This window comes from Streptomyces sp. NPDC002926 (assembly GCF_053591755.1).
Genome location: NZ_JBSFUK010000005.1, coordinates 422,147 through 442,865, shown reverse-complemented (window position 1 = coordinate 442,865; position 20,719 = coordinate 422,147). Strand labels below are relative to the sequence as shown.

The window sequence follows — 20,719 nt, the reverse complement described above, 5'->3', positions numbered from 1 at the left end:
TGCGCGGTCCCCCGCCACCGTCCTGCGCTGCCGGCTCAGCGCCGGTCCGCTGCGATTCCTTCACATTCGTCGACTCAACGCCGCCCAGCACGGTCCCACCCGGTCCTTCCCATCCCGACTGCTCGCACCTGCTGCTCCCTGCTTCCGCATGCGGCGCGCGACGGAATCGATGACGATCCCGCCGCGCGCCACCCGTCCCACTCGCCTGTGGGGCGACTACCTGTGCGCGCACTCCGCCGAAGCGACGCACGCGCGGCTCACTGCTCCCACCGAACTGCGGGGGAAGAACTCACTCGGTGGTGAACTGCGCCTTGTGCTTCCCCTCGTCCTTGTCGGGCTTCCCCGGCTTGTTGTGGTGGCCTGGCTTCCAGGGCTTCACCGGCTTCGGCTTCGAAGGATTCCAGCAGTGGTCGCAGTAATGTCCGCCGGTGTGTCCGCCCGAGCTGGTGCCGTGGGCATCACCACCGTTGGCATCACCACCGTTGGCATCACCACCGTTCGCGTCACCACCGTTCGCGTCACCACCGTTGGCATCACCACCGTTCGCATCACCACCGTTCGCATCACCACCGTTCGCATCACCGGTGGTCGCATCACCGGTGGTCGTGGTGGTGGCGGCGCCATCGGTCGTGGTGGTGGCCGCGCCATCGGTCGTGGTGGTGGCTGCGCCATCGGTCGTGGTCGTGGTCGTGGCCGCGCCGTCGGTTGTGGTCGTGCCGACGCCACAGTCATCCGGCCTGGTGATCACGTTGGTGTCCAGCGTCACGGCCCCGTTTCGGGCCAGCGCCCGGCCTTGGATGTTCGCCCCACTGACGACGGTGATCGAGGTGAGCGCCATGATGGTGCCCGCGAAGATGGAGCCGGCTTGGATCGTGGCCGATTCGCCGACCACCCAGAACACGTTGCACGCCTGGGCACCGTTGGCGAGGACAATGCTGCTCGTGGTTGTCGTTGTCAGGCCCTCAGGAATCTTGAAGACCCAGACGGCATCGGGGTTGTTCTGGGCGTCCAGGGTCCAGATACCGTTGACCAGGAGACCGGCCGTGGCGCCGTAGGTGCCCGGAACCAGCGTCGGAGTCACCGGCGCCGCGGAGATGTTGGATTGTGTGGGCTCGGCGAAGGCGAAGTCGTACGCCGTGCCCAGGTCGTCCTGCGCCTGCCCAGCCACAGCGTCCCCGGGGTGGAACGTACCGTCCACCACCACCCCGGGCGGGAATCCGCCCAGGGCCATCGACGGAGATACGCCGACGTCTCCGGTGATCACAGAACTGCCGGTGTTGGTGACAGCCGAACCGGCCAGCACCGCGAAGCTTTGCGCGGTACCCAGAGGTACAAGTGTTGCTGCTTTTGCCTGTGTAGGCGTCACTGCCACAACGGCCAAGGCGACCAGCAGGGCAAGTACCCCCGCGATCCAGGCCGTCATTGTGCGCCGATGCGGCGCATCGGGAATATTCAGTGTCATCGAGGAGCCAACTCCTGTGAGGGTGGTGACGCCCGGCGTTCACCGCCGGACGGAATCGCCTCTTCTGTCAGCGGCAGATTACGGCGATACCCCTCTTCGGCTATGATTCATCCGGGTGATGTCGCCGGAACTCACCATATAAATTCAAGAATGTATGACAAATATTGAGCCGACTGGCTGTCATTCATCCCGTGCGGCAAGCCACCGCCGTCGCTGCAGTCAATCACTCCTGACAGGCCGACCATCGGCCACTGCCCGTCAGCGGAGTGGGGAGCCGGGGTTCGTCCGCACCATTGATTTTCTCCACTGGGGGTGCTCACCTCGGGTTACGCCATGACACGTCGGCGGCACACAGAAAAGCGCGCCGGTACCGACCGCCGGCCCGCTGCTCACTGCCATTCCTGTGAAGTCGGAGGCAGAAGACGACTTCGACTCCGAATACTCCACGCCTTTGCGACATTTAACAAGCGGCAGCAAATGCCCTCTGGACGCATTCCGGAAACATAGGCCGGGCCGGATGCGAATTCGTGGATCCAGAGATCTTTAATGGCTGAGGTTACGGCGGTCGGAGGTCGAGGCCAGTCCTGGCGACGAGGCCCTCGATGAGAATGGGACCTGCACACTCCAGCCGATGCGGTGCGGCAGCAGGTCCAACCCGGCCAGGTGTGTGCCACGCCCAATCGGCGTCGCACCACTTCGTTGATCAGCCGGGGCCGGACAGTCCGCATGGTCCACGCACCGAGGCCCCGGCCCGCGCCGGATCGGCACGAAGCTGATCCGGCGCGGCCGGGGCCGCAGTTGAGCCGGTGGGACGCTGGGGCTCAGATCGTCGCCGTGTCGATCACGAAGCGGTAGCGGACGTCGCTCGCCAGCACCCGCTCGTACGCCTCGTTGATCTGGTCCGCGCGGATCAGTTCGATCTCCGCGCCCAGGCCGTGCTCGGCGCAGAAGTCGAGCATCTCCTGGGTCTCCGCGATACCGCCGATCCCCGAGCCCGCTAGGCTCTTGCGGCCGCCGATGACGGAGAACAGGTTGAGCGAGACGGGCTCCTCGGGAGCGCCCACGTTCACAAAGGCGCCGTCCGTCTTCAGCAGGCGCAGATACGCGTCCAGCGGCAGCGGCGCGGACACGGTCGAGACGATCAGGTCGAAGCTGCCGGCCAGCTCCTTGAAGGTCGCCTCGTCGCTCGTCGCGTAGTAGTGGTCGGCGCCCAGCTTCAGCCCGTCGTCCTTCTTGCGCAGCGACTGGCTGAGCACGGTCACCTCGGCACCCAGCGCATGGGCGATCTTGACGCCCATGTGGCCGAGGCCGCCCAGGCCCACGATGGCGACCTTCTTGCCGGGGCCCGCGTTCCAGTGGGCGAGCGGCGAGTAGAGGGTGATGCCGGCGCACAGCAGCGGGGCCGCGACGTCCAGCGACAGGCCGTCGGGGATGCGCAGCGTGAAGGCCTCGTCGACGACGATGTGGGTGGAGTAGCCCCCGTAGGTCGGCTCGCCGCTCTTGTCGAGGGCGTTGTACGTACCGACGTTGCCGCCCGAGCAGTACTGCTCGAGACCGGCCTTGCAGTTGTCGCACTCACGGCAGGAGTCGACCATGCAGCCGACGCCCACCCGGTCGCCGGCGGCGAACTTCGTCACACCGGGACCGACCTCGGTGACGATGCCCGCGATCTCGTGGCCCGGCACCATCGGGAAGATGCCCTCGGCCCAGCCGTCGCGGGCCTGGTGGATGTCGGAGTGACAGATGCCCGCGTACTTGATCTCGATGAGCACGTCGTGCTCGCCGACAGGACGACGCGGGACGGTGGTCCGCTCCAGCGGCGCCTTGGCGGCGGGAGCGGCGTATGCGGAAACGGTGGTGGTCATGGCTGTGAGCCTGCCGCGGGGCGGGGCACTTACCCAGCCCTCTGTTGTGCCTACGTCCAGCGTGCGTACGACTGGCAGGGTCAGGATGGACATGCTCCCCGGCCGGTAATACTTGGCTGTATGGACCAGCGAGCCGAACTCAGCGAATTCCTGCGCTCCCGCCGTGCCCGGCTGCAGCCGGAGGACGTCGGCCTGCCGCAGCTGGGCCGCCACCGTCGTGTCCCCGGGCTGCGCCGTGAGGAGCTGGCGCAGCTCGCCGGGGTCTCCGTCGCGTACTACACACGTCTCGAGCAGGGCAACGGACGCAATGTGTCCACCGAGGTGCTCGACGCGATCGCGCGGGCCCTGCGCCTGTCCGACGTCGAGCGGGACCATCTCAGCCACCTCGCGAAGCCGAAGCAGAAGAAACACCGGCGCATGGGCCGACCGCAGCAGCTGCGGCCCGCCGTGCAGCAGCTGATGGACGCGATGGACGGGGTGCCCGCGTACGTACTCGGGCGCCGGCTGGACATCATCGGCTGGAACCGCATGGCCCGCGCACTGCTCGGCGACTTCGCCGCACTGCCGCCGCAGGAGCGGAACATGGCCCGGCTCGTCTTCCTCGACCCCAACGCGCCTGATCTGTACGTCGACTGGGAGTGCAAGGCGACCGAGGTGGTGAGCGTGCTGCGGATGTACGCGGGCTGCTCGGCCGACGACCCGCAACTGCCCCCGCTCATCGGCGAACTGTCGGTCAAGAGCGAAGAGTTCCGCAAGCTCTGGGCCGCGCACACGGTCCAGGACAAGGGCCACGGCACCAAGCGGCTGCACCATCCGCTGGTGGGCGAGATGACCCTGTCGTACGAGACGCTGAGGCTGCCCGACGACCACGATCTGTCGCTGGTCGCCTACCACGCGGAGCCCGGCACGCGCGCGGCCGAGTCGCTGCGGCTGCTGGCCGGCTGGGGCGTGGACGAGGTGGCGGACGCCGACGCGCTCTAACGCCGTTACAGCTTGGCCTGGAAGAAGGCGACGGGACGCTCACGGCGGTAGCCGAGACCCGCGTTGACGGCCAGCATCGGGCCGTTGTCGTCGGCGACGGTCGTCGCGATCTCCCGTATGCCCGGTTGAAGCGCGCTCACCGTCCCCAGCATGTGGCGCTTGACCGCACGGCCGAGCCGGCGGCCCCGGTGGGCCGGGGTGACCACGGTGTCGTACTGGATGGCGCGGACGTCCGACGGGTCTCTCAGCACCAGTTCGGTGTAGGCGGCGACCTCGGCACGGCCCGTCGCGGCGCCCTCCACCGCGCCGTCGTCCGCCACGTGCAGCACCACCGAGGACAGGACCACGCCGCCCCGGTCCACAATCACCTGCGCGGCGGCCCGCACCCGGTCCGAGTCCCACACGTGAGCCCGCTCATCCAGGTCGCCGGTGGGAGCGTCCTCCATGGCGTTGTGGGCCTCGGCGAAGGCGTCGGCGAAGGCATCCGGCACGACGCCCGCCCACTGGCCGTAGGTGTAGCCCTTGGGCAGTGCGAGCTGCTCCGGGTGCGCGGCGAGCGCGCCCTGGACGTTCTGTACGTACCAGGCGAGCGGCAGCACATTCTCGAAGCCGAGCCCGGTGGCGAACTCCTCGCCCGCGCCGCCCGGTTCCAGGACGGTGGAGACCGACGTGCGTCCGTCGGCAGCCAGTTCGGCGCGTACGGCCGCCCAGAGCGCCGCTCCGACGCCGCGCCGTCTCGCCTCCGGACGTACGGTGAGCGCATCGAGGAAGGCGGTGTGGCGGTTACCCTCTTCCGTGAAGAGGACCAGCGAGGCCACCCCGTCGTACGAGCCGTCCCCCGAGCCCTCGTTCGAGCCGTCCTTCGGGCCGCCCTTCGAGCCGTCGGACGCTGTCGCGACGAGATGGAGCGTGCGCCCGCTCACCGAGGACTGCCGCAGCTTTCCTTCGGTCTCGACGCGGCCGGGTACCGGCACCCCGGCCGGCAGATCGTGGCCGTGCGCCGCGGTGACCACCGCGTGCCAGGCGTCGACAGCGGATTCGGCGGGCGGTACGGGGAGCTGTGTGATCGTCATATCGATGACGGTACGGGGAGAACGGACGAGGGCGGCGGCACCCCACGGGGTGCCGCCGCCCTCATGGGCATGACGTGGTGGCTCAGGCGGCCGAGCCGGCCTTCCACTCGCTCCAGCTCAGGTTCCAGCCGTTCAGGCCGTTGTCCGGCTGGACGGTCTTGTCCTTGGAGTTCTTCACGATGACGACGTCGCCGACGATCGAGTTGTCGAACAGCCAGGCGGCGGGCTGGTTCGGGTCACCCGCGCCCTTCACATCGTTCAGACCGACACAGCCGTGGCTGGTGTTGGCGCTGCCGAAGATCGAGTCGGCACCCCAGTAGTTGCCGTGGATGAACGTGCCCGACGTGGACAGCCGCATCGCGTGCGGGACGTCCTTGATGTCGTACTCGCCCTTGCCGTCCTTCTTCTTGAAGCCGACCGTCGAGCCGTCCATCCGGGTCTCCTTGAACTTCTCGGAGATCACCATCTGGCCGTTGTAGGTGGGGTTGTCCGGGCCGCCGGCGGAGATCGGGATGGTCTTGATCGTCTTGCCGTCCTGGGTGACCGTCATCGTCTTGGCCGACGCGTCGACGGTCGAGACCTGGTTACGGCCGATCTTGAAGGTGATCGTCTTCTGCTGGACGCCGAAGACTCCCTGGGCGCCCTGGACCCCGTCGAGGTTCAGCTTCAGGGTGACCGTCGAGCCCTCCTGCCAGTACTGGTCGGGGCGGAAGTCCAGCCGCTGCCCGTTGAACCAGTGACCGACGACCTCCTGGCCGCTGCTCGACGTCACGGTGACCCCGGCCTGGACGGCCTTCTTGTCCGTGATCGCCTTGTTGAAGTTGATCGAGACCGGCATACCGACGCCGACGGTGGAACCGTCCTCGGGCGTGAAGTTGCCGATGAAGCTGTTGGCGGGCGAGACGGTGGTGAAGGAGGAGTTCTCGTGGGCCTCCAGGCCCTTGGCGTCCTTCGCCGAGGCGGAGATCTTGTACGTGGTGGAACGCTCGAGCTGCCCGTCCGGCTTCCAGCTCTTGCCGTCGGGGGCGAGGGTGCCCTTGACGCTCGCACCGTCGGCGGTGGCCATGGTGACCTGAGTGAGCGTGCCCTCGCTGACGGTGACCTTGGCGTCGTTGTTGATGCCCGCGTTGGTCGCGCCGTTCTTCGGCGAGATGGCTATGCGGGCCTTCGACGCGTCCTTCGCTGCCGCCTCGTCGACCTGGGCCTGCGACTTCTTCGAGCTGTCGGCACTACCGCCCTTGTCACCGTCGCCGCTGCAGCCCGACATCACCAGCACGCCGCCGAGCACTGCGGACGCGGCTATGAGGCCTTTGCGCCGCTTGCTGTCCGTCATCACACGCTTCTCCATCGTCGCCGATTTACCTGACCCACTACCCTGATCCACTACATGGACAACACCCATTTCGGGCTGTCCGGTTCCATATCCGAAAGGGATGTGGGGAACACCACTCACAGATATTCATCGACGCAGCCACAGCCCCGGCGGTTGCACTGCGACACGAAAACGGACGGGCGCCGCTTCACGTCACGGCGCCCCCGAGCCCGTCATTCGCACGTGCTACGGCCGCCCGGCGTCACCGTCGTCCGCCTCGTCATCGTCGTCGTAGTCCCCATCTTCCTCGTCCGGATCCCAGTCCTCGGCATCGGGGTCGTACTCGATCTGCTCGCTGCTCCACGAAGCCTGCGCGAGCTCCACCCCCGGCACCTCGCTGACCAGGTCGAAGGGGTCCACGAGATAGGCGATGGCCTCCGCCTCGTCCTCGCGTACCGCCGACTCGGCGTGCGCACGCTCCTCGTCGGGCATGGAGTCGTCCGCCGCGATGCGTTCGAGGGCGCTGCCGGTCAGCGCTTCGGAGTCGTCGATCTCCAGCACCAATTCCACCCGCAGCCGCACATACCGTGATGTCTCAGAAGTGGTCATACGACGGAGCGTAGAGCTCCCGCGCCCGCGGCTTTCCCACGACCCGCTGCTTTCACTAGCATCAGCGCACCCGGCCAATTCGAGGATGCCTCAAGGGGGATCGAGTCCGTGTCCGTCGCACGTCGACCGCTTCTTACCGCCACTGCCGCAGGGACTCTGCTGTGTGCGCTGTGGTTCGTTCCCTCGGCGAATGCCACTGCCGAGCGGGAAGCGGTGCAGAGACAACAGACCGGCGCCAGTGCGTCGTCCCAGGAGCTGACCCTGGCCGCCACGGGCACCGTGGACACCACTCCGTATCTGGTCGGCGGCACTGCCTTCCTCGGCATCGGCATGGGCTTTGTGGCGTACTCCGTGCGCCGGCGCGGGGCCATGTACATGTGACGGGCCGGACAAGGGCCGCCCCACGGTGTGCGGAGCGGCCCTTGTCCGGCCCTGTGTGCTGCCGAACCTAGGCCAGCGGGCCGGTCACCGGCTCCACGGCCGCGACGAGCTTTCCGTCCCGTACGAACGCGTCGGCGGCCTCCAGGTCGGGCGCGAGGAAGCGGTCCGGGCCGGGGCCCTCGACACCTGCCGCGCGCAGCGCCGCGATGGCGGCCTGCGAGGCGGGCGCGGGGGTCAGCCCGCGCCGCAGCTCGATGGCGCGGGTCGCGGCGTAGAGCTCGACGGCGAGGATCCGGTTCAGGTTGCCGACGGCGGTGCGCAGCTTGCGCGCGGCCGACCAGCCCATGGAGACGTGGTCCTCCTGCATCGCCGATGACGGGATGGAGTCGGCGGATGCCGGGACGGCGAGCCGCTTCATCTCGCTGACCAGGGCGGCCTGTGTGTACTGGGCGATCATCAGGCCCGAGTCGACCCCGGCGTCGTCGGCGAGGAACGGCGGCAGACCGTGCGAGCGGTTCTTGTCGAGGAGCCGGTCGGTGCGGCGCTCCGCGATGGAGCCGAGGTCGGCGGCGACGATGGCGAGGAAGTCGAGGACGTACGCGACCGGGGCACCGTGGAAGTTGCCGTTGGACTCCACACGGCCGTCGGGCAGCACGATCGGGTTGTCGACGGCCGAGGCGAGCTCGCGGTCGGCGACCAGACGGGCATGGGCGAGGGTGTCCCGCCCGGCGCCGGCCACCTGCGGCGCGCAGCGCACGGAGTACGCGTCCTGTACTCGGGGCGCTTCCTCCTCCTGGAAGTGCCCGGTGAGACCGGAGCCCTTGAGTACGGCAGTCATATTGGCGGCGGAGACGCCCTGGCCCGGGTGCGGGCGGATGGCGTGCAGCTCGGGGGCGAGGACCTTGTCCGTGCCGAGCAGCGCCTCGAGGCTGAGGGCGGCGGTGATGTCGGCGGTGGTGTAGAGGCGCTGGAGGTCGGCGAGGGCCATGACCAGCATGCCGAGCATGCCGTCGGTGCCGTTCAGGAGGGCGAGGCCCTCCTTCTCGCGGAGCACGACGGGCGTGATGCCGTGCTCGGCGAGCAGCTCTCCGGCGGGCCGCACCCGGCCGTCGGGGCCTTCGGCGTCACCCTCGCCCATCAGCGTCAGCGCGCAGTGCGAGAGCGGGGCGAGGTCGCCGGAGCAGCCGAGGGATCCGTACTCGTGGACGACGGGCGTGATGCCGGCGTTCAGCACGTCGGCCATGGCCTGGGCGACCTCGGGGCGTACGCCGGTGTAGCCGGAGGCCACGGTCTTCAGACGGAGGAACATGAGCGCCCGGACGACCTCGCGCTCGACGCGGGGGCCCATGCCCGCGGCGTGCGAACGGACGATGTTGCGCTGCAGCTGGGCGCGGAGATCGGGGCTGATGTGCCGGCTGGCGAGCGCGCCGAATCCGGTGGAGACCCCATAGACGGGCTCGGGCTTGGCGGCGAGCGCGTCCACGATCCCGCGGGCGGTGGCGAGGGCGGCGACCGCCTCCGCGGAGAGCTCGATGCGGGCGCCCTCGCGGGCCACGGCGATGACGTCTTCGGCGGTGGTACCGGACGTCCCCACCACGACTGTGTGCATATCCATATTCAGGAGCGTACGGACTGAATCGCAACCTGTCACTAGCGGCGGGCCGGTCGGCCCCTTACTGCAATGTCACAGCGGTCTCAGGGCTCGCTCCAGGGCTCCGTGGCGTCCTCGGGACGCACGCCCCGGAACGCGCGGCGCTCGTGCGGCGAGCGCGGCGGAGTGTCCGCGAGGCGCATCACGGTGCCGTCACGGCCGGCGACTACCGGCTTCGGCGAGCGGGCCGCCTTCGCGCGGTACTGGGCCGCGTCCGCCAGCCGGAACAGCCGACGGGCCGAGTGGACCTGGCCGATCGGGTCACCGGTCGAGGCCACGCCGCAGGCCACACCCTCACCTAGCTCCAACTCCCCTGCACGCAGGCAGAGTTCGTCCGCCACCCGGACCACCTCGTCCGCCGCCGGACCGACCGAGACCAGACAGAACTCGTCACCGCCGAGCCGTGCCGCCAGCGTGCCGGGAAGCATCGCCCCGCAGAGCGAGAGGACCGAGCCGAAACGCTCGAGCAGCCGGTCGCCGACGGCATGGCCGTGGGTGTCGTTCACGCGCTTGAGGCCGTTGAGGTCGCAGACCACCAGGCTGACGACCGAGCTGTCCGTGCGGTGCCGTTCCAACGCCTCGTCGAGCCTGATGTCGACGGCGCGGCGGTTGGCGAGACCGGTCAGCGGGTCCGTGAAGGCGAGCCTGCGGACCTCCTCCAGCCGCTCGCTCTGGGCGATGCCGGAGGCCACGACGGAAGCGAGGACGGTCGCGAAGTCCGCGTCGTCCCGGTCGAAGACCGGCGCGCCCGGCGGCCTGGCCACATACAGTTCGCCCCAGGCCCGACCGTGCAGCACGATCGGCGCGACGACACAGCAGCCGCGGCCGCGCCGTCGCAGGGCCGCGACCCTCCCCCACAGGACTTCGTCCGTGGGAGGTGCCTTCTGGTGGCGGTGGCCGTGCGCGGGCGGCGCCGGTTCTTCCACCGTCGCCACCCAGGCGTCCGGCTCGCCGCCGCCCGCCCACCGCTCGTGCAGAAACTCCGTGATCTCCGGGAAGCGGTTGACCGGGTACGTCTCGGATTCGGGGAACTCCTCCTCCCCTGCCGCCCGTTCGCCGGCGTTCACGAGCACCTTGAGCCGGCCGAGCTCGCGCTCCCATACCGACAGCGCGGCGAAGGAGCCGGCCAGCGCGTGACAGGCGCCGAGCGCGGCCGCGCGCCAGAACTCGCGCGGTGTGTGGGCGGCCGCCATCGCCTGCGCCAGCGCCACCACGGCTCGCAACCGCCGATCCTCAGCCATCATCCCAGCTTAGGGAGGTTCGAAACGATTTGATCAGTTGGAGTGGGCCGTTGTCGGACGTCACTCGCCGGGCCACTGCGGCTTCCGCTTCTCGTTGAAGGCCGCGACGCCCTCCGCCCGGTCTCCGGAGAAGGCCACCGACCGCCAGGCCGAGTCCTCCACCTCCAGGCCGGCCCGCAGATCGAGCCCCTGTCCGAGCCGCATCGCGCGCTTCGCGGCGCGCAGCCCGACGGGAGAGTTCGCGGCGATACGTCCCGCAAGCGCGAGCGCCTCGGTCCTGGCGTCGTCCGCCAGCTGGTCGACGAGCCCCAACTGCCGCGCCTCGGCCGCCTCCACGCGCCGCGCGGTGAACACCAGCTCGGCGGCGCGCGCGGCACCGACGCGGCGCGGCAGCAGCTGGGTCCCGCCGCCGCCGGGGATCACGCCGACGGACACCTCGGGCAGCCCGACCACGGCGGTGGCGTCGGCAACGATCAGATCGCAGGCGAGCGCCAGCTCGAACCCGCCGCCGAGGGCGAAGCCGTGCACGGCGGCGACGGTGGGCATCGGCAGCTCGAGGACCCCGGTGTAGGCGGCCCGGGCGGTGGGCCGCTGCCGCACCAACTCGGCGTCGGAGAAGGAGTTCCGCTCCTTGAGATCGGCGCCCACGCAGAAGGCTCGCTCGTGTGTGGAGGTGAGCACGGTGACGCGCACGTCCGGGTCGGCGGCGAGGGCGTCACAGGCGGCGGCGATGGACCGGGCCATATCTGTGGAGACGGCGTTCATGGCCTTGGGCCGATCGAGCACGAGTTCCGCGACGTGCCCCTGCTCGCGCCTGCGTACGACGACGAATTCCCCGAACCGCTGCTCGGACTCGGTCATGACGGCACCCTCCCGGTTAACGATGGTTCACCGGATCATAGGCGCGCACCGCGCCGGGGTCTCCCCCCACCCGTCCGTCCTGTGAACCAGGGGTACGGGTCTCCGACGCCGGGAGCGGCGGCCTCGCGCCGCAACCATGGCATCGCGGCCCGCCGGTCAGGAGCCGCGATCCGCTGAACGGAGCTGCCGGCCGCACCGGCACCGCGCCGCGGCACGCGTACAGGGACGTCTGCCGGACGCCCGTGAAGCGGCTGCGGGTAGCGCGGGCGGACGACGCGGGGTCTCCTCCAGGAAGCGCTCAGCGGCCGGCCGAGCCGGGCTGCACCGAGCGGGGGCCGGGGCGCCCGCTCCCCCAGGCGGCGGCTTCGCACCGCCGCGCAGGCCGCTCGGCGCGCAGGCCCCGTCCGCACCGCGCCGCCCCACGGCTCAGGCGTTCGTCCGCCGCGACAGCTGCCACGGCTCCACCACGCCGAGGCCTCGCACCGGGCGTTGCCACATCGGCTGGAGGGCGAAGCGGTACGAGGGGGGTTCCTCGCCCTCCTTCTCCGCCGCTGCCGCCGCTTCCGCGGCATCCGCCTCGGAGGCCGGCGCGTCTGCGGTGCGCACCAGCTCCTCCGCGAAGGCCCCGTCCACCAGCACCCCGTCCTTCGGCGCTATCGAGGTCAGCCGGCTGGCCAGGTTCACCGTCGTGCCGAACACATCGCCCATCCGCGTGGTGACCGTGCCGAAAGCGATGCCGACGCGTAGCGCCGGCATCGTCTCGTCGTGCGTCATCGTTTCGATGAGGCGCAGCGCGATTTCCGCCGCCGTGCCCGAGTCGTCCGCCGCGAAGAGCACCTCGTCTCCGAGGGTCTTGATCAGCCGACCGCCGTGCGCGGCGACCAGGTCGGCCGAGGTGGTCTCGAACGCCTCGACCAGCTCGCCCAGTTCCTCCTCCTCCAGCCGCCGCGTCAGCCGGGTGAAGCCGACCAGGTCCGCGAAACCGACCGCCAGCCGGCGGTCGACCATCTCCTCGTCGTCCGCGGCCTGGACCACGCGCCCGGTGGCCGCGGCGAGCTGCCGCCGCCACACGTACACCAGGAATTCCTCCAGCTCGGGCAGCAGCAGCTCGACCAGCGGATAGGTGACCTCGGTGCGGGTCATGCCCGGCTCGGGCGGCTCGGTGAGGCCCTCCAGGAAAGAATCGATCTGCCATTCGGCCAGCCGGGCGGTGGTCTGGCCCGTCGAGCGGGCCACCTGGACCGCCATCGGCTCGCTCAGCAGGCCCGCCTCGACCAGACCGGCGAGCCGCCGCAGGGCCAGTACGTCCGCCTCCGTCAGCGCTTTCGCCTGCCCGATGTCGGCGAAGCCCATGGCCCGCCAGAAGCGGGAGGCGAGCTCCATCGAGACGCCTGCGGTACGGGCCGCCTGGAAGGGCGTGTAGCGTCGGTCGGCGCCGAGAATGAGCTGCTCCAGACGGATGGCCAGCGGGTCGACCGTCGGCTCCGCGGTGTGGTCGACCTCGTGGTGCGGGGTCGGATGCACCGACGAGGAGGAGGACGCAGGAGACGACTCCGAAGACCCGGAGGACCCGGCCGGGCCGGAAGACCCGTTGGATGCCACCGCGGACGAAGACCCGGACGAAGAGCCGGACGAATCGGACGCACCGGAAGAGGAGTCCGACGGGGGCTGCGCGCCCGCGCCGGAATTGGTGTCGTCGACGGTCACCAGCCGCCTCCTGCCCGTTCCCTGCGGCACTGCCCTGCCGATCTGTCGCTCGATCGCCTCAACGATACGACAGGTGTGCCCTGGCTCACGTCCCGGTCCGCCATCGGGATTCAGCCAGGTCCACCCGGGATCAGTCGGCCGACCGCAGGTGCACGATGTCACCCGCACTGATCGGCTGCTCCCCGCCACCCTCCGTGGTCAGCACCAGACGGCCGTCACCGTCGAGCGCGACCGCCTCGCCGGTGACCGAACGGCCACCGGGCAGCTCGGCCCGTACGGTGCGCCCCAGCGTCGCGCAGCCGGCCGCGTACGCCGCCTGGAGCCCGGAACGCGCCGGGTCGCCGCCCGCCGCGCGCCAGTCGCCGTACCACTGCTCCAGCGAGCGCAGCACGGCCCGCAGCAGCGGGTCGCGGTCGGTGGAGATCGCGTCCGCCAGCGCCAGCGAGCCCGCCGTCGGCACCGGCAGCTCGTCCGCGTGCAGCGTGACATTGAGGCCGATGCCGACCACCACCGCGTCGTCGCCCGCACGCTCCGCGAGGATCCCGCCGGTCTTGCGCTCCTCGCCGCCGACCGTCACCAGCAGGTCATTAGGCCATTTGAGGGACATGTCGACTCCGGCGGCCCGGGCGAGGCCGGTCGCCGACGCGACTCCGGCGAGCAGCGGCAGCCAGCCCCAGCGCTCCACCGGCACCTCCGCCCCGGGCCGCAGCAGTACGGAGAAGAACAGCCCGGAGCGGGCCGGCGACGTCCAGGACCGGTCGAGCCGGCCGCGGCCCGCCGTCTGCTCCTCGGCGACCAGCACCGCCCCCTCCTCCAGGGACGCGGCCCGTGCCGTCAGGTCGGAATTGGTGGAGCCGGTGCTGGGCACGATGTCGAGCGAGGTCCACAGCCCGCCCGGCAGCAGCAGGGCGCGGCGCAGTGCCGCGACGTTCAGCGGCGGCCGGTCGAGGTCGGACCAGCGGCTCTCGGGCGCATTCTCAGGCGTCATGCAAGCCAGGTTAGGTGTGGCAAACGCCGCACTGCCGAGCGCCATGCGCGCCGATACGCTACGTGTCAGTAGCCATTCCGGTTGACGTTGACCAGGACAGGGAGCCGCATCCCGATGTCGGAGTCCGAGATTGACATCCACACCACCGCGGGAAAGCTCGCGGATCTGCAGCGCCGCATAGATGAGGCGACGCATGCGGGCTCCGCGCGCGCGGTGGAAAAGCAGCACTCGAAGGGCAAGTTGACGGCCCGGGAACGGGTTGTTCTGCTGCTGGACGAGGGGTCGTTCGTAGAGCTCGACGAGTTCGCCCGGCACCGCTCCACCAACTTCGGCCTTGAGCAGACCCGCCCGTACGGCGACGGCGTGGTCACCGGTTACGGGACGGTCGACGGCCGCCCGGTCGCCGTTTTCTCGCAGGACTTCACGGTTTTCGGCGGCGCGCTCGGCGAGGTCTACGGCCAGAAGATCATCAAGGTGATGGACTTCGCGCTGAAGACCGGCTGCCCGGTCATCGGAATCAACGACTCCGGCGGCGCCCGTATCCAGGAGGGCGTCAGCGCGCTGGGCATGTACGGCGAGATCTTCCGCCGCAACACCCACGCCTCCGGCGTGATCCCGCAGATCTCGCTGGTCGTCGGACCGTGCGCGGGCGGAGCCGTCTACTCCCCGGCGATCACCGACTTCACGGTGATGGTCGACCAGACCTCGCACATGTTCATCACCGGACCCGACGTCATCAAGACGGTCACCGGTGAGGACGTCGGCTTCGAGGAGCTGGGCGGAGCCCGTACACACAACACCACCTCGGGCGTCGCGCACCACATGGCGGGTGACGAGAAGGACGCCATCGAGTACGTCAAGTCGCTGCTGTCGTACCTGCCGTCCAACAACCTCTCCGAGCCGCCGGCCTTCCCCGACGAGGCCGACCTGGAGACGAACGACGAGGACCGCGAGCTCGACACCCTCATCCCGAACTCCGCGAACCAGCCGTACGACATGCACACGGTCATCGAACATGTGCTTGACGACAGCGAGTTCCTGGAGACGCAGGCGATGTTCGCGCCGAACATCATCACCGGCTTCGGGCGGGTGGAGGGCCTTCCGGTCGGCATCGTCGCCAACCAGCCGATGCAGTTCGCGGGTTGCCTCGACATCAACGCCTCGGAGAAGGCCGCGCGCTTCGTCCGCACCTGTGACGCCTTCAACGTCCCCGTCATCACCTTCGTGGACGTGCCCGGCTTCCTGCCCGGCGTGGACCAGGAGTACGGCGGCATCATCCGGCGCGGCGCGAAGCTGATCTACGCCTACGCGGAGGCGACGGTCCCGCTGATCACGGTGATCACGCGGAAGGCCTTCGGCGGCGCGTACGACGTCATGGGCTCCAAGCACCTGGGCGCCGACCTGAATGTGGCCTGGCCGACGGCACAGATCGCGGTGATGGGCGCGCAGGGCGCGGTGAACATCCTGCACCGGCGCACCATCGCGGCCGCCGGAGACGCCGACAGCATGGAGGCGACGCGGGCGCAGCTGATCCAGGAGTACGAGGACACGCTGCTCAACCCGTACACGGCGGCCGAACGCGGCTACGTCGACGCGGTGATCATGCCGTCGGAGACGCGGGCACAGGTCGTGAAGGGCCTGCGCCAGCTGCGTACGAAGCGGGAAAGCCTGCCTCCGAAGAAGCACGGCAACATCCCCCTCTAGCCCCCAGGAAGGGACTTGACGATGATCAAGGTCGTACGAGGAAACCCGACCCCGGAGGAGCTGGCCGCCGCACTGGCGGTGGTTCAGGCGCGCGCCGCGGCGACGGCCTCCGTCGCGGACGGGGAACCGCTACTGCCGGAGCAGTGGTCGGACCCGGCGCGCATCGGGCGGAGCCGGAGGCCGCAGCCGGGACCGCGCGCCTGGGCGCGCACGTACTGGCCGGTGTAGGCCGGGCATCCGGGGCTCCGCCCCGGACCCGCGCCCCATCGGGCGGGACATGCTTGCGGGGCTCGGGTCCTGTGACCGCACCCGAGCCGCCTCGGCCGCCGTCCGCCGGTACCCCATGCGCCGAACCCCGGAGGACCGCACCAGGCCGAGGCGATCTAATGGGACAGCAGACCCGTTTACAGGGGGGCGACACCCGGAATTAGCCCGTTGTCACCCCGGCGGTTGAGTACGTGTACTCAGGCGCCGTCCGGGCCCCGGCAGCAGGATCGATTGCATGCTGTGGTCCGACCCGGAGAACGAACCCCCCGAAGAACTGCGCGAGATGCAGGCCATGATGCGTCGCGTGGGCTTCGTGCTGGCACTGGCCATGGTGCTTGCGATGTTCGTCGTCGGTCTCCACTGATCGCCGCCTACGATGGCCCCATGACCGATCAGCGTCGCCGTCTCGTCCTCGCCTCCGCCTCGCCCGCCCGCCTCAATCTGCTGCGTCAGGCCGGACTCGCCCCCGAGGTGATCGTCAGCGGTGTCGACGAGGACGCCGTATCCGCGCCCACCCCGGCCGAGCTCGCGCTGGCACTCGCGGAGGCCAAGGCATCCGTCGTGGCGGCCCGTGCCGATGTGATCAGGAGCAGCGCGCTCGTCATCGGCTGCGACTCCGTACTCGAACTCGACGGCCACGCGTTCGGCAAGCCCACCGACGCGGAGGAGGCCATCACCCGCTGGAAGTCGATGCGCGGGCGCGTGGGCACCCTGCAGACCGGGCACTGCGTCTACGACACCGCCACCGGCCACTACGCCTCGGGGACGGCATCCACGATCGTGCGCTTCGGCCGCCCGTCCGACGCCGAGATCGCCAGCTACGTCGCCAGCGGCGAACCGCTCCAGGTGGCGGGCGCCTTCACCCTGGACGGCCGCTCGGCACCCTTCATCGAAGGCATCGACGGCGACCACGGCAATGTCATCGGCCTCTCGCTGCCGCTGCTGCGGAAGCTGCTGAGCGAGCTCGGCCACTCCATCACCGACCTGTGGACATGACAGGTCACTTCCGCGCTCACGGGTGACGCCGACTCACATGTGCGGCCTGGGGAGCGAAGTCGTCGCCCTCAGGCCGGCGCCGCGCCGTTCGTGGGCGCCGCCCCGTTCGTGGCCGCCGGGGCGCCCTCCACCGGACCCCGCTCCCGCCTCCCGTACGCCACCAGCGTCAGCACGATCAGCCCCAGCACGACCATCATGAACGCGAACGCGTCCCAGCCGACCAGGCCCACCGTCAGGGCGCCCAGCACTCCGTGCACGATCGCGCAGCTGATCAGCAGGATCCGGCCGAAGCGCCCCGGGGCCCGGTCCCGCAGGCCGGTAATCAGCAGGACCACACCGCATGCCGCCAGAAACAGGCCGAAGACGCCGCCCATCACCCAGGTCCCGGTGACCATCGCAGCCGGGTCCAGGTCGGCGAGCGACATGTCCTGCCGGTGGACGAAGGTGGCAAGGATGCCGTTGATCAGCACGATGCCGACGGCCTCCACCAGCAGAACAATCGCGGCCACAATGGCCACCGGTCTGCGCGCCACGGCGCCCCCAACCCTCAGTTACCGGAAGTACGTACGACATCGCGAACGCTACTAACGGGTAAACCGTGGGACAAGGGGCCCGGCACGCTGAGTCCGACAGCAAAGAATCGTTCGCCCATTCGTAGGGACTCGACAAAGAAACGCCATACGGGACTGACCGCTCGAACAGAGACCTGTGCCACACCACAGGGCTACTGTGCGAGGGAGGAACCCGTCGTACCGTGGTGCGACAAGGGATTTCGCGACTTGCGCGAGCCTCGAATCACGCTCCGTGTGGGCAAGCTCACCATTGGGGACGGGTCGTAAGGCCGTGTCGGTAGTCCCTAAACTCAGCTTGTTCCAAGGAGGGAGCCATCGTGCGCAAGGTGCTCATCGCCAACCGTGGCGAAATCGCTGTCCGCGTTGCCCGCGCCTGTCGGGACGCCGGGATCGCGAGCGTAGCCGTCTACGCCGATCCGGACCGGGACGCTCTGCATGTCCGCGCGGCCGACGAAGCGTTCGCCCTGGGCGGTGACACCCCGGCCGCCAGTTATCTGGACATGGCCAAGGTGCTGCAGGCCGCGAAGGATGCGGGGGCGGACGCCGTCCATCCCGGATACGGCTTCCTTTCGGAGAACGCCGAATTCGCCCAGGCCGTGCTCGACGCCGGTCTGACCTGGATCGGACCGCCGCCGCAGGCGATCCGCGATCTGGGTGACAAGGTCGCCGCCCGTCATATCGCGCAGCGCGCCGGCGCTCCGCTGGTCGCCGGTACGCCGGATCCGGTGAGCGGTGCCGACGAGGTCGTCACCTTCGCCGAGGAGCACGGGCTGCCGATCGCGATCAAGGCCGCGTTCGGCGGTGGCGGGCGTGGTCTGAAGGTCGCCCGCACTCTCGAAGAGGTGCCGGAGCTGTACGACTCGGCGGTGCGCGAGGCCGTCGCCGCCTTCGGCCGCGGCGAGTGCTTCGTCGAGCGGTACCTCGACAAGCCGCGGCACGTCGAGACCCAGTGCCTGGCCGACAGCCATGGCAATGTCGTCGTCGTGTCGACGCGTGACTGCTCGCTGCAGCGCCGCCACCAGAAGCTGGTGGAGGAGGCTCCGGCGCCGTTCCTGACGGAGGAGCAGAACGCGGAGCTGTACGCCGCGTCCAAGGCCATCCTCAAGGAGGCCGGTTACGTCGGCGCCGGCACCGTCGAGTTCCTCGTCGGCACCGACGGCACCATCTCCTTCCTCGAGGTCAACACTCGTCTGCAGGTGGAGCACCCGGTCACCGAAGAGGTCACCGGTATCGACCTGGTCCGCGAGATGTTCCGGATCGCGGACGGCGAGGAACTCGGCTACGGCGACCCGGCCGTGCGCGGTCACTCCTTCGAGTTCCGCATCAACGGCGAGGACCCGGGACGGGGCTTCCTCCCCGCTCCCGGTACGGTCACGGCCTTCGCGCCGCCGGCCGGCCCCGGTGTCCGTCTGGACGCGGGTGTCGAGTCCGGCAGCGTCATCGGCCCTGCCTGGGACTCGCTGCTGGCCAAACTGATCATCACCGGCGCCACACGTCAGCAGGCGCTGCAGCGCGCCGCGCGTGCGCTGGCGGAGTTCAACGTCGAGGGCATGGCCACGGCCATCCCCTTCCACCGCGCGGTCGTCTCCGACCCGGCGTTCACCTCGGACCCGTTCACGGTGCACACCCGGTGGATCGAGACGGAGTTCGTCAACGAGATCAAGCCCTTCTCTGTGCCCGCGGAAGCGGAGGAGGACGAGGCCGGTCGCGAGACGATCGTCGTCGAGGTCGGCGGCAAGCGTCTCGAGGTCTCGCTGCCGTCCTCGCTGGGCATGACGCTGGCCAGGACCGGTCTGGCCGCCGGTGCCAAGCCCAAGCGGCGCGCCGCGAAGAAGTCGGGCCCGGCGGCCTCCGGCGACACTCTCGCCTCCCCGATGCAGGGCACGATCGTCAAGGTCGCGGTCGAGGAGGGCCAGGAGGTCACGGAGGGCGACCTGGTCGTCGTACTCGAGGCGATGAAGATGGAGCAGCCGCTGAACGCGCACCGCTCCGGCACCATCAAGGGCCTCTCGGCCGAGGTCGGCGCCTCGCTGACGTCCGGCGCGGTGATCTGCGAAATCAAGGACTGACGTCCGGTCGTATGTGTATGTGTGGGGCCTGCCCGGCTTTCAGCGGGCAGGCCCCACACGTGTGTTCGGGCGCGGTCGGCGGACTGCTGGTGCCGGTCCCGGCTTCGGGCACGGCGGAAGTGCTTCCAGGCGGCGGCAATATCGGAGGGTCACTCCGATTATGCGATGGCATCCTGGACACCGGGGGCGGACTCAGGGAGGACGGCGCGATGGCGACAAGTACGGCGGGCACGGCCGGTGCGACGGGTACGGCCGGTACGACGGCGGGCTCGCCGCGCCCCATGCGAGCCGACGCGCGCCGCAATTACGAACGGCTGCTGGCCGAAGCCCGTACCGCCTTCGCGGAGCACGGCACCGATGCCTCGCTCGAGGAGATCGCTCGCCGCTCGGGCGTGGGCATCGGCACGCTCTACCGGCACTTCCCCAACCGCAACGCCATGATGAACGCGGTCTTCCAGGAGGCGCTGGCGTCGCTGCTGCAGCGCTCGCGCGAGCTGGCTTCGGCCGAGCAGCCCTGTGGAGCTCTGGTGGAGTGGCTGCGCGCCATCATCACTCATGCGGGTGAGTACCGCGGTCTGGCGCGGGCGCTGATGTCGGCCTCGCACGACGAGAGTTCGGCGCTGTCCGGGTGCAGCGTGCCGATGCGCGACGCGGGCGAACGGCTGCTGGTGCGGGCACAGCAGAGCGGTGCGGTGCGGGCGGATGTATCGATCGGCGACCTGATGCAACTGACCAACGCGATCGCCCTGGCGGCGGAACAGGATCCGGACGACCCGGAATTGGCGGACCGCCTGCTGATGCTGACGCTGCGGGGCCTGAAGTCCGAGACGGAGATCCACGCCGGCTGAGGCCGCGGGGGGGCGAGGCGGGACCGCTCCCCTGCCCGCCCCTTCCCACAACCGGGGCAAGCCCCGGGCCCCGGACCGCGCCCGCGCCCCGCAGGGGCGGGTGATCGAGCGGCGGCCGGGTGGGACGAGAAA

General features: G+C 69.8%; 19 protein-coding genes. 8 read left to right on the top strand and 11 right to left on the bottom strand.

From position 1 onward, the window contains the following. Positions 1–289: 289 nt before the first annotated feature. Together ACWDZ6_RS13610 and ACWDZ6_RS13605 are read right to left on the bottom strand one after the other, a co-directional pair. Positions 290–1,462 carry an ice-binding family protein gene (locus tag ACWDZ6_RS13610; protein ID WP_451502952.1) on the bottom strand — a complete coding sequence of 391 codons (1,173 nt, stop codon included), beginning with the start codon at positions 1,460–1,462 and terminating at the stop codon, positions 290–292. Positions 1,463–2,283: 821 nt separating this feature from the next. Further along, the gene (locus tag ACWDZ6_RS13605; RefSeq protein ID WP_366730158.1) at positions 2,284–3,327 is read right to left on the bottom strand and encodes an NAD(P)-dependent alcohol dehydrogenase; all 1,044 of its coding nucleotides are present in this window, start codon (positions 3,325–3,327) and stop codon (positions 2,284–2,286) included. A 120-nt stretch (positions 3,328–3,447) separates the two neighbouring features. Between ACWDZ6_RS13605 and ACWDZ6_RS13600 the strand changes: the two genes are divergently transcribed. Further along, positions 3,448–4,308 carry a helix-turn-helix transcriptional regulator gene (locus ACWDZ6_RS13600; protein ID WP_366730157.1) on the top strand — a complete coding sequence of 287 codons (861 nt, stop codon included), beginning with the start codon at positions 3,448–3,450 and terminating at the stop codon, positions 4,306–4,308. Between the two features lie 5 nt (positions 4,309–4,313). On the opposite strand, the gene ACWDZ6_RS13595 is transcribed toward ACWDZ6_RS13600, so the two are convergent. From ACWDZ6_RS13595 to ACWDZ6_RS13585, 3 genes are all read right to left on the bottom strand, one after another. Next, on the bottom strand, positions 4,314–5,381 hold the full coding sequence (locus tag ACWDZ6_RS13595; RefSeq protein ID WP_451502951.1) for a GNAT family N-acetyltransferase: 1,068 nt from the start codon (positions 5,379–5,381) through the stop codon (positions 4,314–4,316). An 82-nt stretch (positions 5,382–5,463) separates the two neighbouring features. Continuing rightward, positions 5,464–6,729, bottom strand: coding sequence for a L,D-transpeptidase (locus ACWDZ6_RS13590; protein ID WP_451502950.1), 1,266 nt, complete (start codon positions 6,727–6,729; stop codon positions 5,464–5,466). Between the two features lie 210 nt (positions 6,730–6,939). Beyond that, positions 6,940–7,302: a hypothetical protein gene (locus ACWDZ6_RS13585; RefSeq protein ID WP_366730154.1), complete on the bottom strand. Its 363-nt coding sequence runs from the start codon at positions 7,300–7,302 to the stop codon at positions 6,940–6,942. A gap of 108 nt (positions 7,303–7,410) precedes the next feature. On the opposite strand from ACWDZ6_RS13585, the gene ACWDZ6_RS13580 reads away from it, so the two are divergent. After that, positions 7,411–7,683, top strand: coding sequence for a hypothetical protein (locus tag ACWDZ6_RS13580; protein WP_389174585.1), 273 nt, complete (start codon positions 7,411–7,413; stop codon positions 7,681–7,683). 67 nt (positions 7,684–7,750) lie between these two features. Here ACWDZ6_RS13580 and hutH read toward each other — a convergent pair whose 3' ends face one another. The 5 genes from hutH to ACWDZ6_RS13555 form a co-directional block, all read right to left on the bottom strand. After that, positions 7,751–9,292 (bottom strand): histidine ammonia-lyase, encoded by a 1,542-nt coding sequence (gene hutH, locus ACWDZ6_RS13575; protein WP_451502976.1) that lies wholly within the window; start codon positions 9,290–9,292, stop codon positions 7,751–7,753. An 86-nt stretch (positions 9,293–9,378) separates the two neighbouring features. Beyond that, positions 9,379–10,578, bottom strand: coding sequence for a diguanylate cyclase domain-containing protein (locus tag ACWDZ6_RS13570; RefSeq protein ID WP_451502949.1), 1,200 nt, complete (start codon positions 10,576–10,578; stop codon positions 9,379–9,381). Between the two features lie 57 nt (positions 10,579–10,635). Continuing rightward, a complete protein-coding gene (locus tag ACWDZ6_RS13565) occupies positions 10,636–11,436 on the bottom strand; it encodes an enoyl-CoA hydratase/isomerase family protein (protein WP_451502948.1) in 801 nt (266 codons plus the stop codon). Between the two features lie 426 nt (positions 11,437–11,862). Continuing rightward, positions 11,863–12,960: an adenylate/guanylate cyclase domain-containing protein gene (locus ACWDZ6_RS13560; RefSeq protein WP_451502975.1), complete on the bottom strand. Its 1,098-nt coding sequence runs from the start codon at positions 12,958–12,960 to the stop codon at positions 11,863–11,865. A 313-nt stretch (positions 12,961–13,273) separates the two neighbouring features. Beyond that, positions 13,274–14,131 carry a biotin--[acetyl-CoA-carboxylase] ligase gene (locus ACWDZ6_RS13555; protein WP_451502947.1) on the bottom strand — a complete coding sequence of 286 codons (858 nt, stop codon included), beginning with the start codon at positions 14,129–14,131 and terminating at the stop codon, positions 13,274–13,276. A gap of 114 nt (positions 14,132–14,245) precedes the next feature. Between ACWDZ6_RS13555 and ACWDZ6_RS13550 the strand changes: the two genes are divergently transcribed. The 4 genes from ACWDZ6_RS13550 to ACWDZ6_RS13535 all read left to right on the top strand — a co-directional run bounded on the left by ACWDZ6_RS13550 (position 14,246) and on the right by ACWDZ6_RS13535 (position 17,098). Then, entirely contained in the window at positions 14,246–15,835 is a 1,590-nt protein-coding gene (locus ACWDZ6_RS13550) for an acyl-CoA carboxylase subunit beta (protein WP_451502946.1), read from the top strand. Between the two features lie 21 nt (positions 15,836–15,856). Next, positions 15,857–16,063: an acyl-CoA carboxylase epsilon subunit gene (locus tag ACWDZ6_RS13545; protein WP_326655366.1), complete on the top strand. Its 207-nt coding sequence runs from the start codon at positions 15,857–15,859 to the stop codon at positions 16,061–16,063. 274 nt (positions 16,064–16,337) lie between these two features. Next, a complete protein-coding gene (gene mmpB, locus ACWDZ6_RS13540; protein WP_326652175.1) occupies positions 16,338–16,466 on the top strand; it encodes a morphogenic membrane protein MmpB in 129 nt (42 codons plus the stop codon). 20 nt (positions 16,467–16,486) lie between these two features. Then, on the top strand, positions 16,487–17,098 hold the full coding sequence (locus tag ACWDZ6_RS13535) for a nucleoside triphosphate pyrophosphatase (protein ID WP_451502945.1): 612 nt from the start codon (positions 16,487–16,489) through the stop codon (positions 17,096–17,098). Positions 17,099–17,166: 68 nt separating this feature from the next. Here ACWDZ6_RS13535 and ACWDZ6_RS13530 read toward each other — a convergent pair whose 3' ends face one another. Further along, entirely contained in the window at positions 17,167–17,631 is a 465-nt protein-coding gene (locus ACWDZ6_RS13530; RefSeq protein WP_451502944.1) for a hypothetical protein, read from the bottom strand. Positions 17,632–17,987: 356 nt separating this feature from the next. Between ACWDZ6_RS13530 and ACWDZ6_RS13525 the strand changes: the two genes are divergently transcribed. Continuing rightward, complete coding sequence (locus tag ACWDZ6_RS13525; protein ID WP_451502943.1) at positions 17,988–19,739, top strand: acetyl/propionyl/methylcrotonyl-CoA carboxylase subunit alpha; 1,752 nt, start codon at positions 17,988–17,990, stop codon at positions 19,737–19,739. A 209-nt stretch (positions 19,740–19,948) separates the two neighbouring features. Next, the gene (locus ACWDZ6_RS13520) at positions 19,949–20,587 is read left to right on the top strand and encodes a TetR/AcrR family transcriptional regulator (RefSeq protein ID WP_451502942.1); all 639 of its coding nucleotides are present in this window, start codon (positions 19,949–19,951) and stop codon (positions 20,585–20,587) included. Positions 20,588–20,719: the final 132 nt, after the last annotated feature.

Bases quoted from the DNA above. Each gene is read 5' to 3' on its own strand.
- ACWDZ6_RS13610 (WP_451502952.1), bottom strand. From the start codon at position 1,462: ATGACACTGAATATTCCCGATGCGCCGCATCGGCGCACAATGACGGCC.
- ACWDZ6_RS13605 (WP_366730158.1), bottom strand. From the start codon at position 3,327: ATGACCACCACCGTTTCCGCATACGCCGCTCCCGCCGCCAAGGCGCCG.
- ACWDZ6_RS13600 (WP_366730157.1), top strand. From the start codon at position 3,448: ATGGACCAGCGAGCCGAACTCAGCGAATTCCTGCGCTCCCGCCGTGCC.
- ACWDZ6_RS13595 (WP_451502951.1), bottom strand. From the start codon at position 5,381: ATGACGATCACACAGCTCCCCGTACCGCCCGCCGAATCCGCTGTCGAC.
- ACWDZ6_RS13590 (WP_451502950.1), bottom strand. From the start codon at position 6,729: ATGGAGAAGCGTGTGATGACGGACAGCAAGCGGCGCAAAGGCCTCATA.
- ACWDZ6_RS13585 (WP_366730154.1), bottom strand. From the start codon at position 7,302: ATGACCACTTCTGAGACATCACGGTATGTGCGGCTGCGGGTGGAATTG.
- hutH (WP_451502976.1), bottom strand. From the start codon at position 9,292: ATGCACACAGTCGTGGTGGGGACGTCCGGTACCACCGCCGAAGACGTC.
- ACWDZ6_RS13570 (WP_451502949.1), bottom strand. From the start codon at position 10,578: ATGATGGCTGAGGATCGGCGGTTGCGAGCCGTGGTGGCGCTGGCGCAG.
- ACWDZ6_RS13565 (WP_451502948.1), bottom strand. From the start codon at position 11,436: ATGACCGAGTCCGAGCAGCGGTTCGGGGAATTCGTCGTCGTACGCAGG.
- ACWDZ6_RS13555 (WP_451502947.1), bottom strand. From the start codon at position 14,131: ATGACGCCTGAGAATGCGCCCGAGAGCCGCTGGTCCGACCTCGACCGG.
- ACWDZ6_RS13550 (WP_451502946.1), top strand. From the start codon at position 14,246: ATGTCGGAGTCCGAGATTGACATCCACACCACCGCGGGAAAGCTCGCG.
- ACWDZ6_RS13545 (WP_326655366.1), top strand. From the start codon at position 15,857: ATGATCAAGGTCGTACGAGGAAACCCGACCCCGGAGGAGCTGGCCGCC.
- mmpB (WP_326652175.1), top strand. From the start codon at position 16,338: ATGCTGTGGTCCGACCCGGAGAACGAACCCCCCGAAGAACTGCGCGAG.
- ACWDZ6_RS13535 (WP_451502945.1), top strand. From the start codon at position 16,487: ATGACCGATCAGCGTCGCCGTCTCGTCCTCGCCTCCGCCTCGCCCGCC.
- ACWDZ6_RS13520 (WP_451502942.1), top strand. From the start codon at position 19,949: ATGGCGACAAGTACGGCGGGCACGGCCGGTGCGACGGGTACGGCCGGT.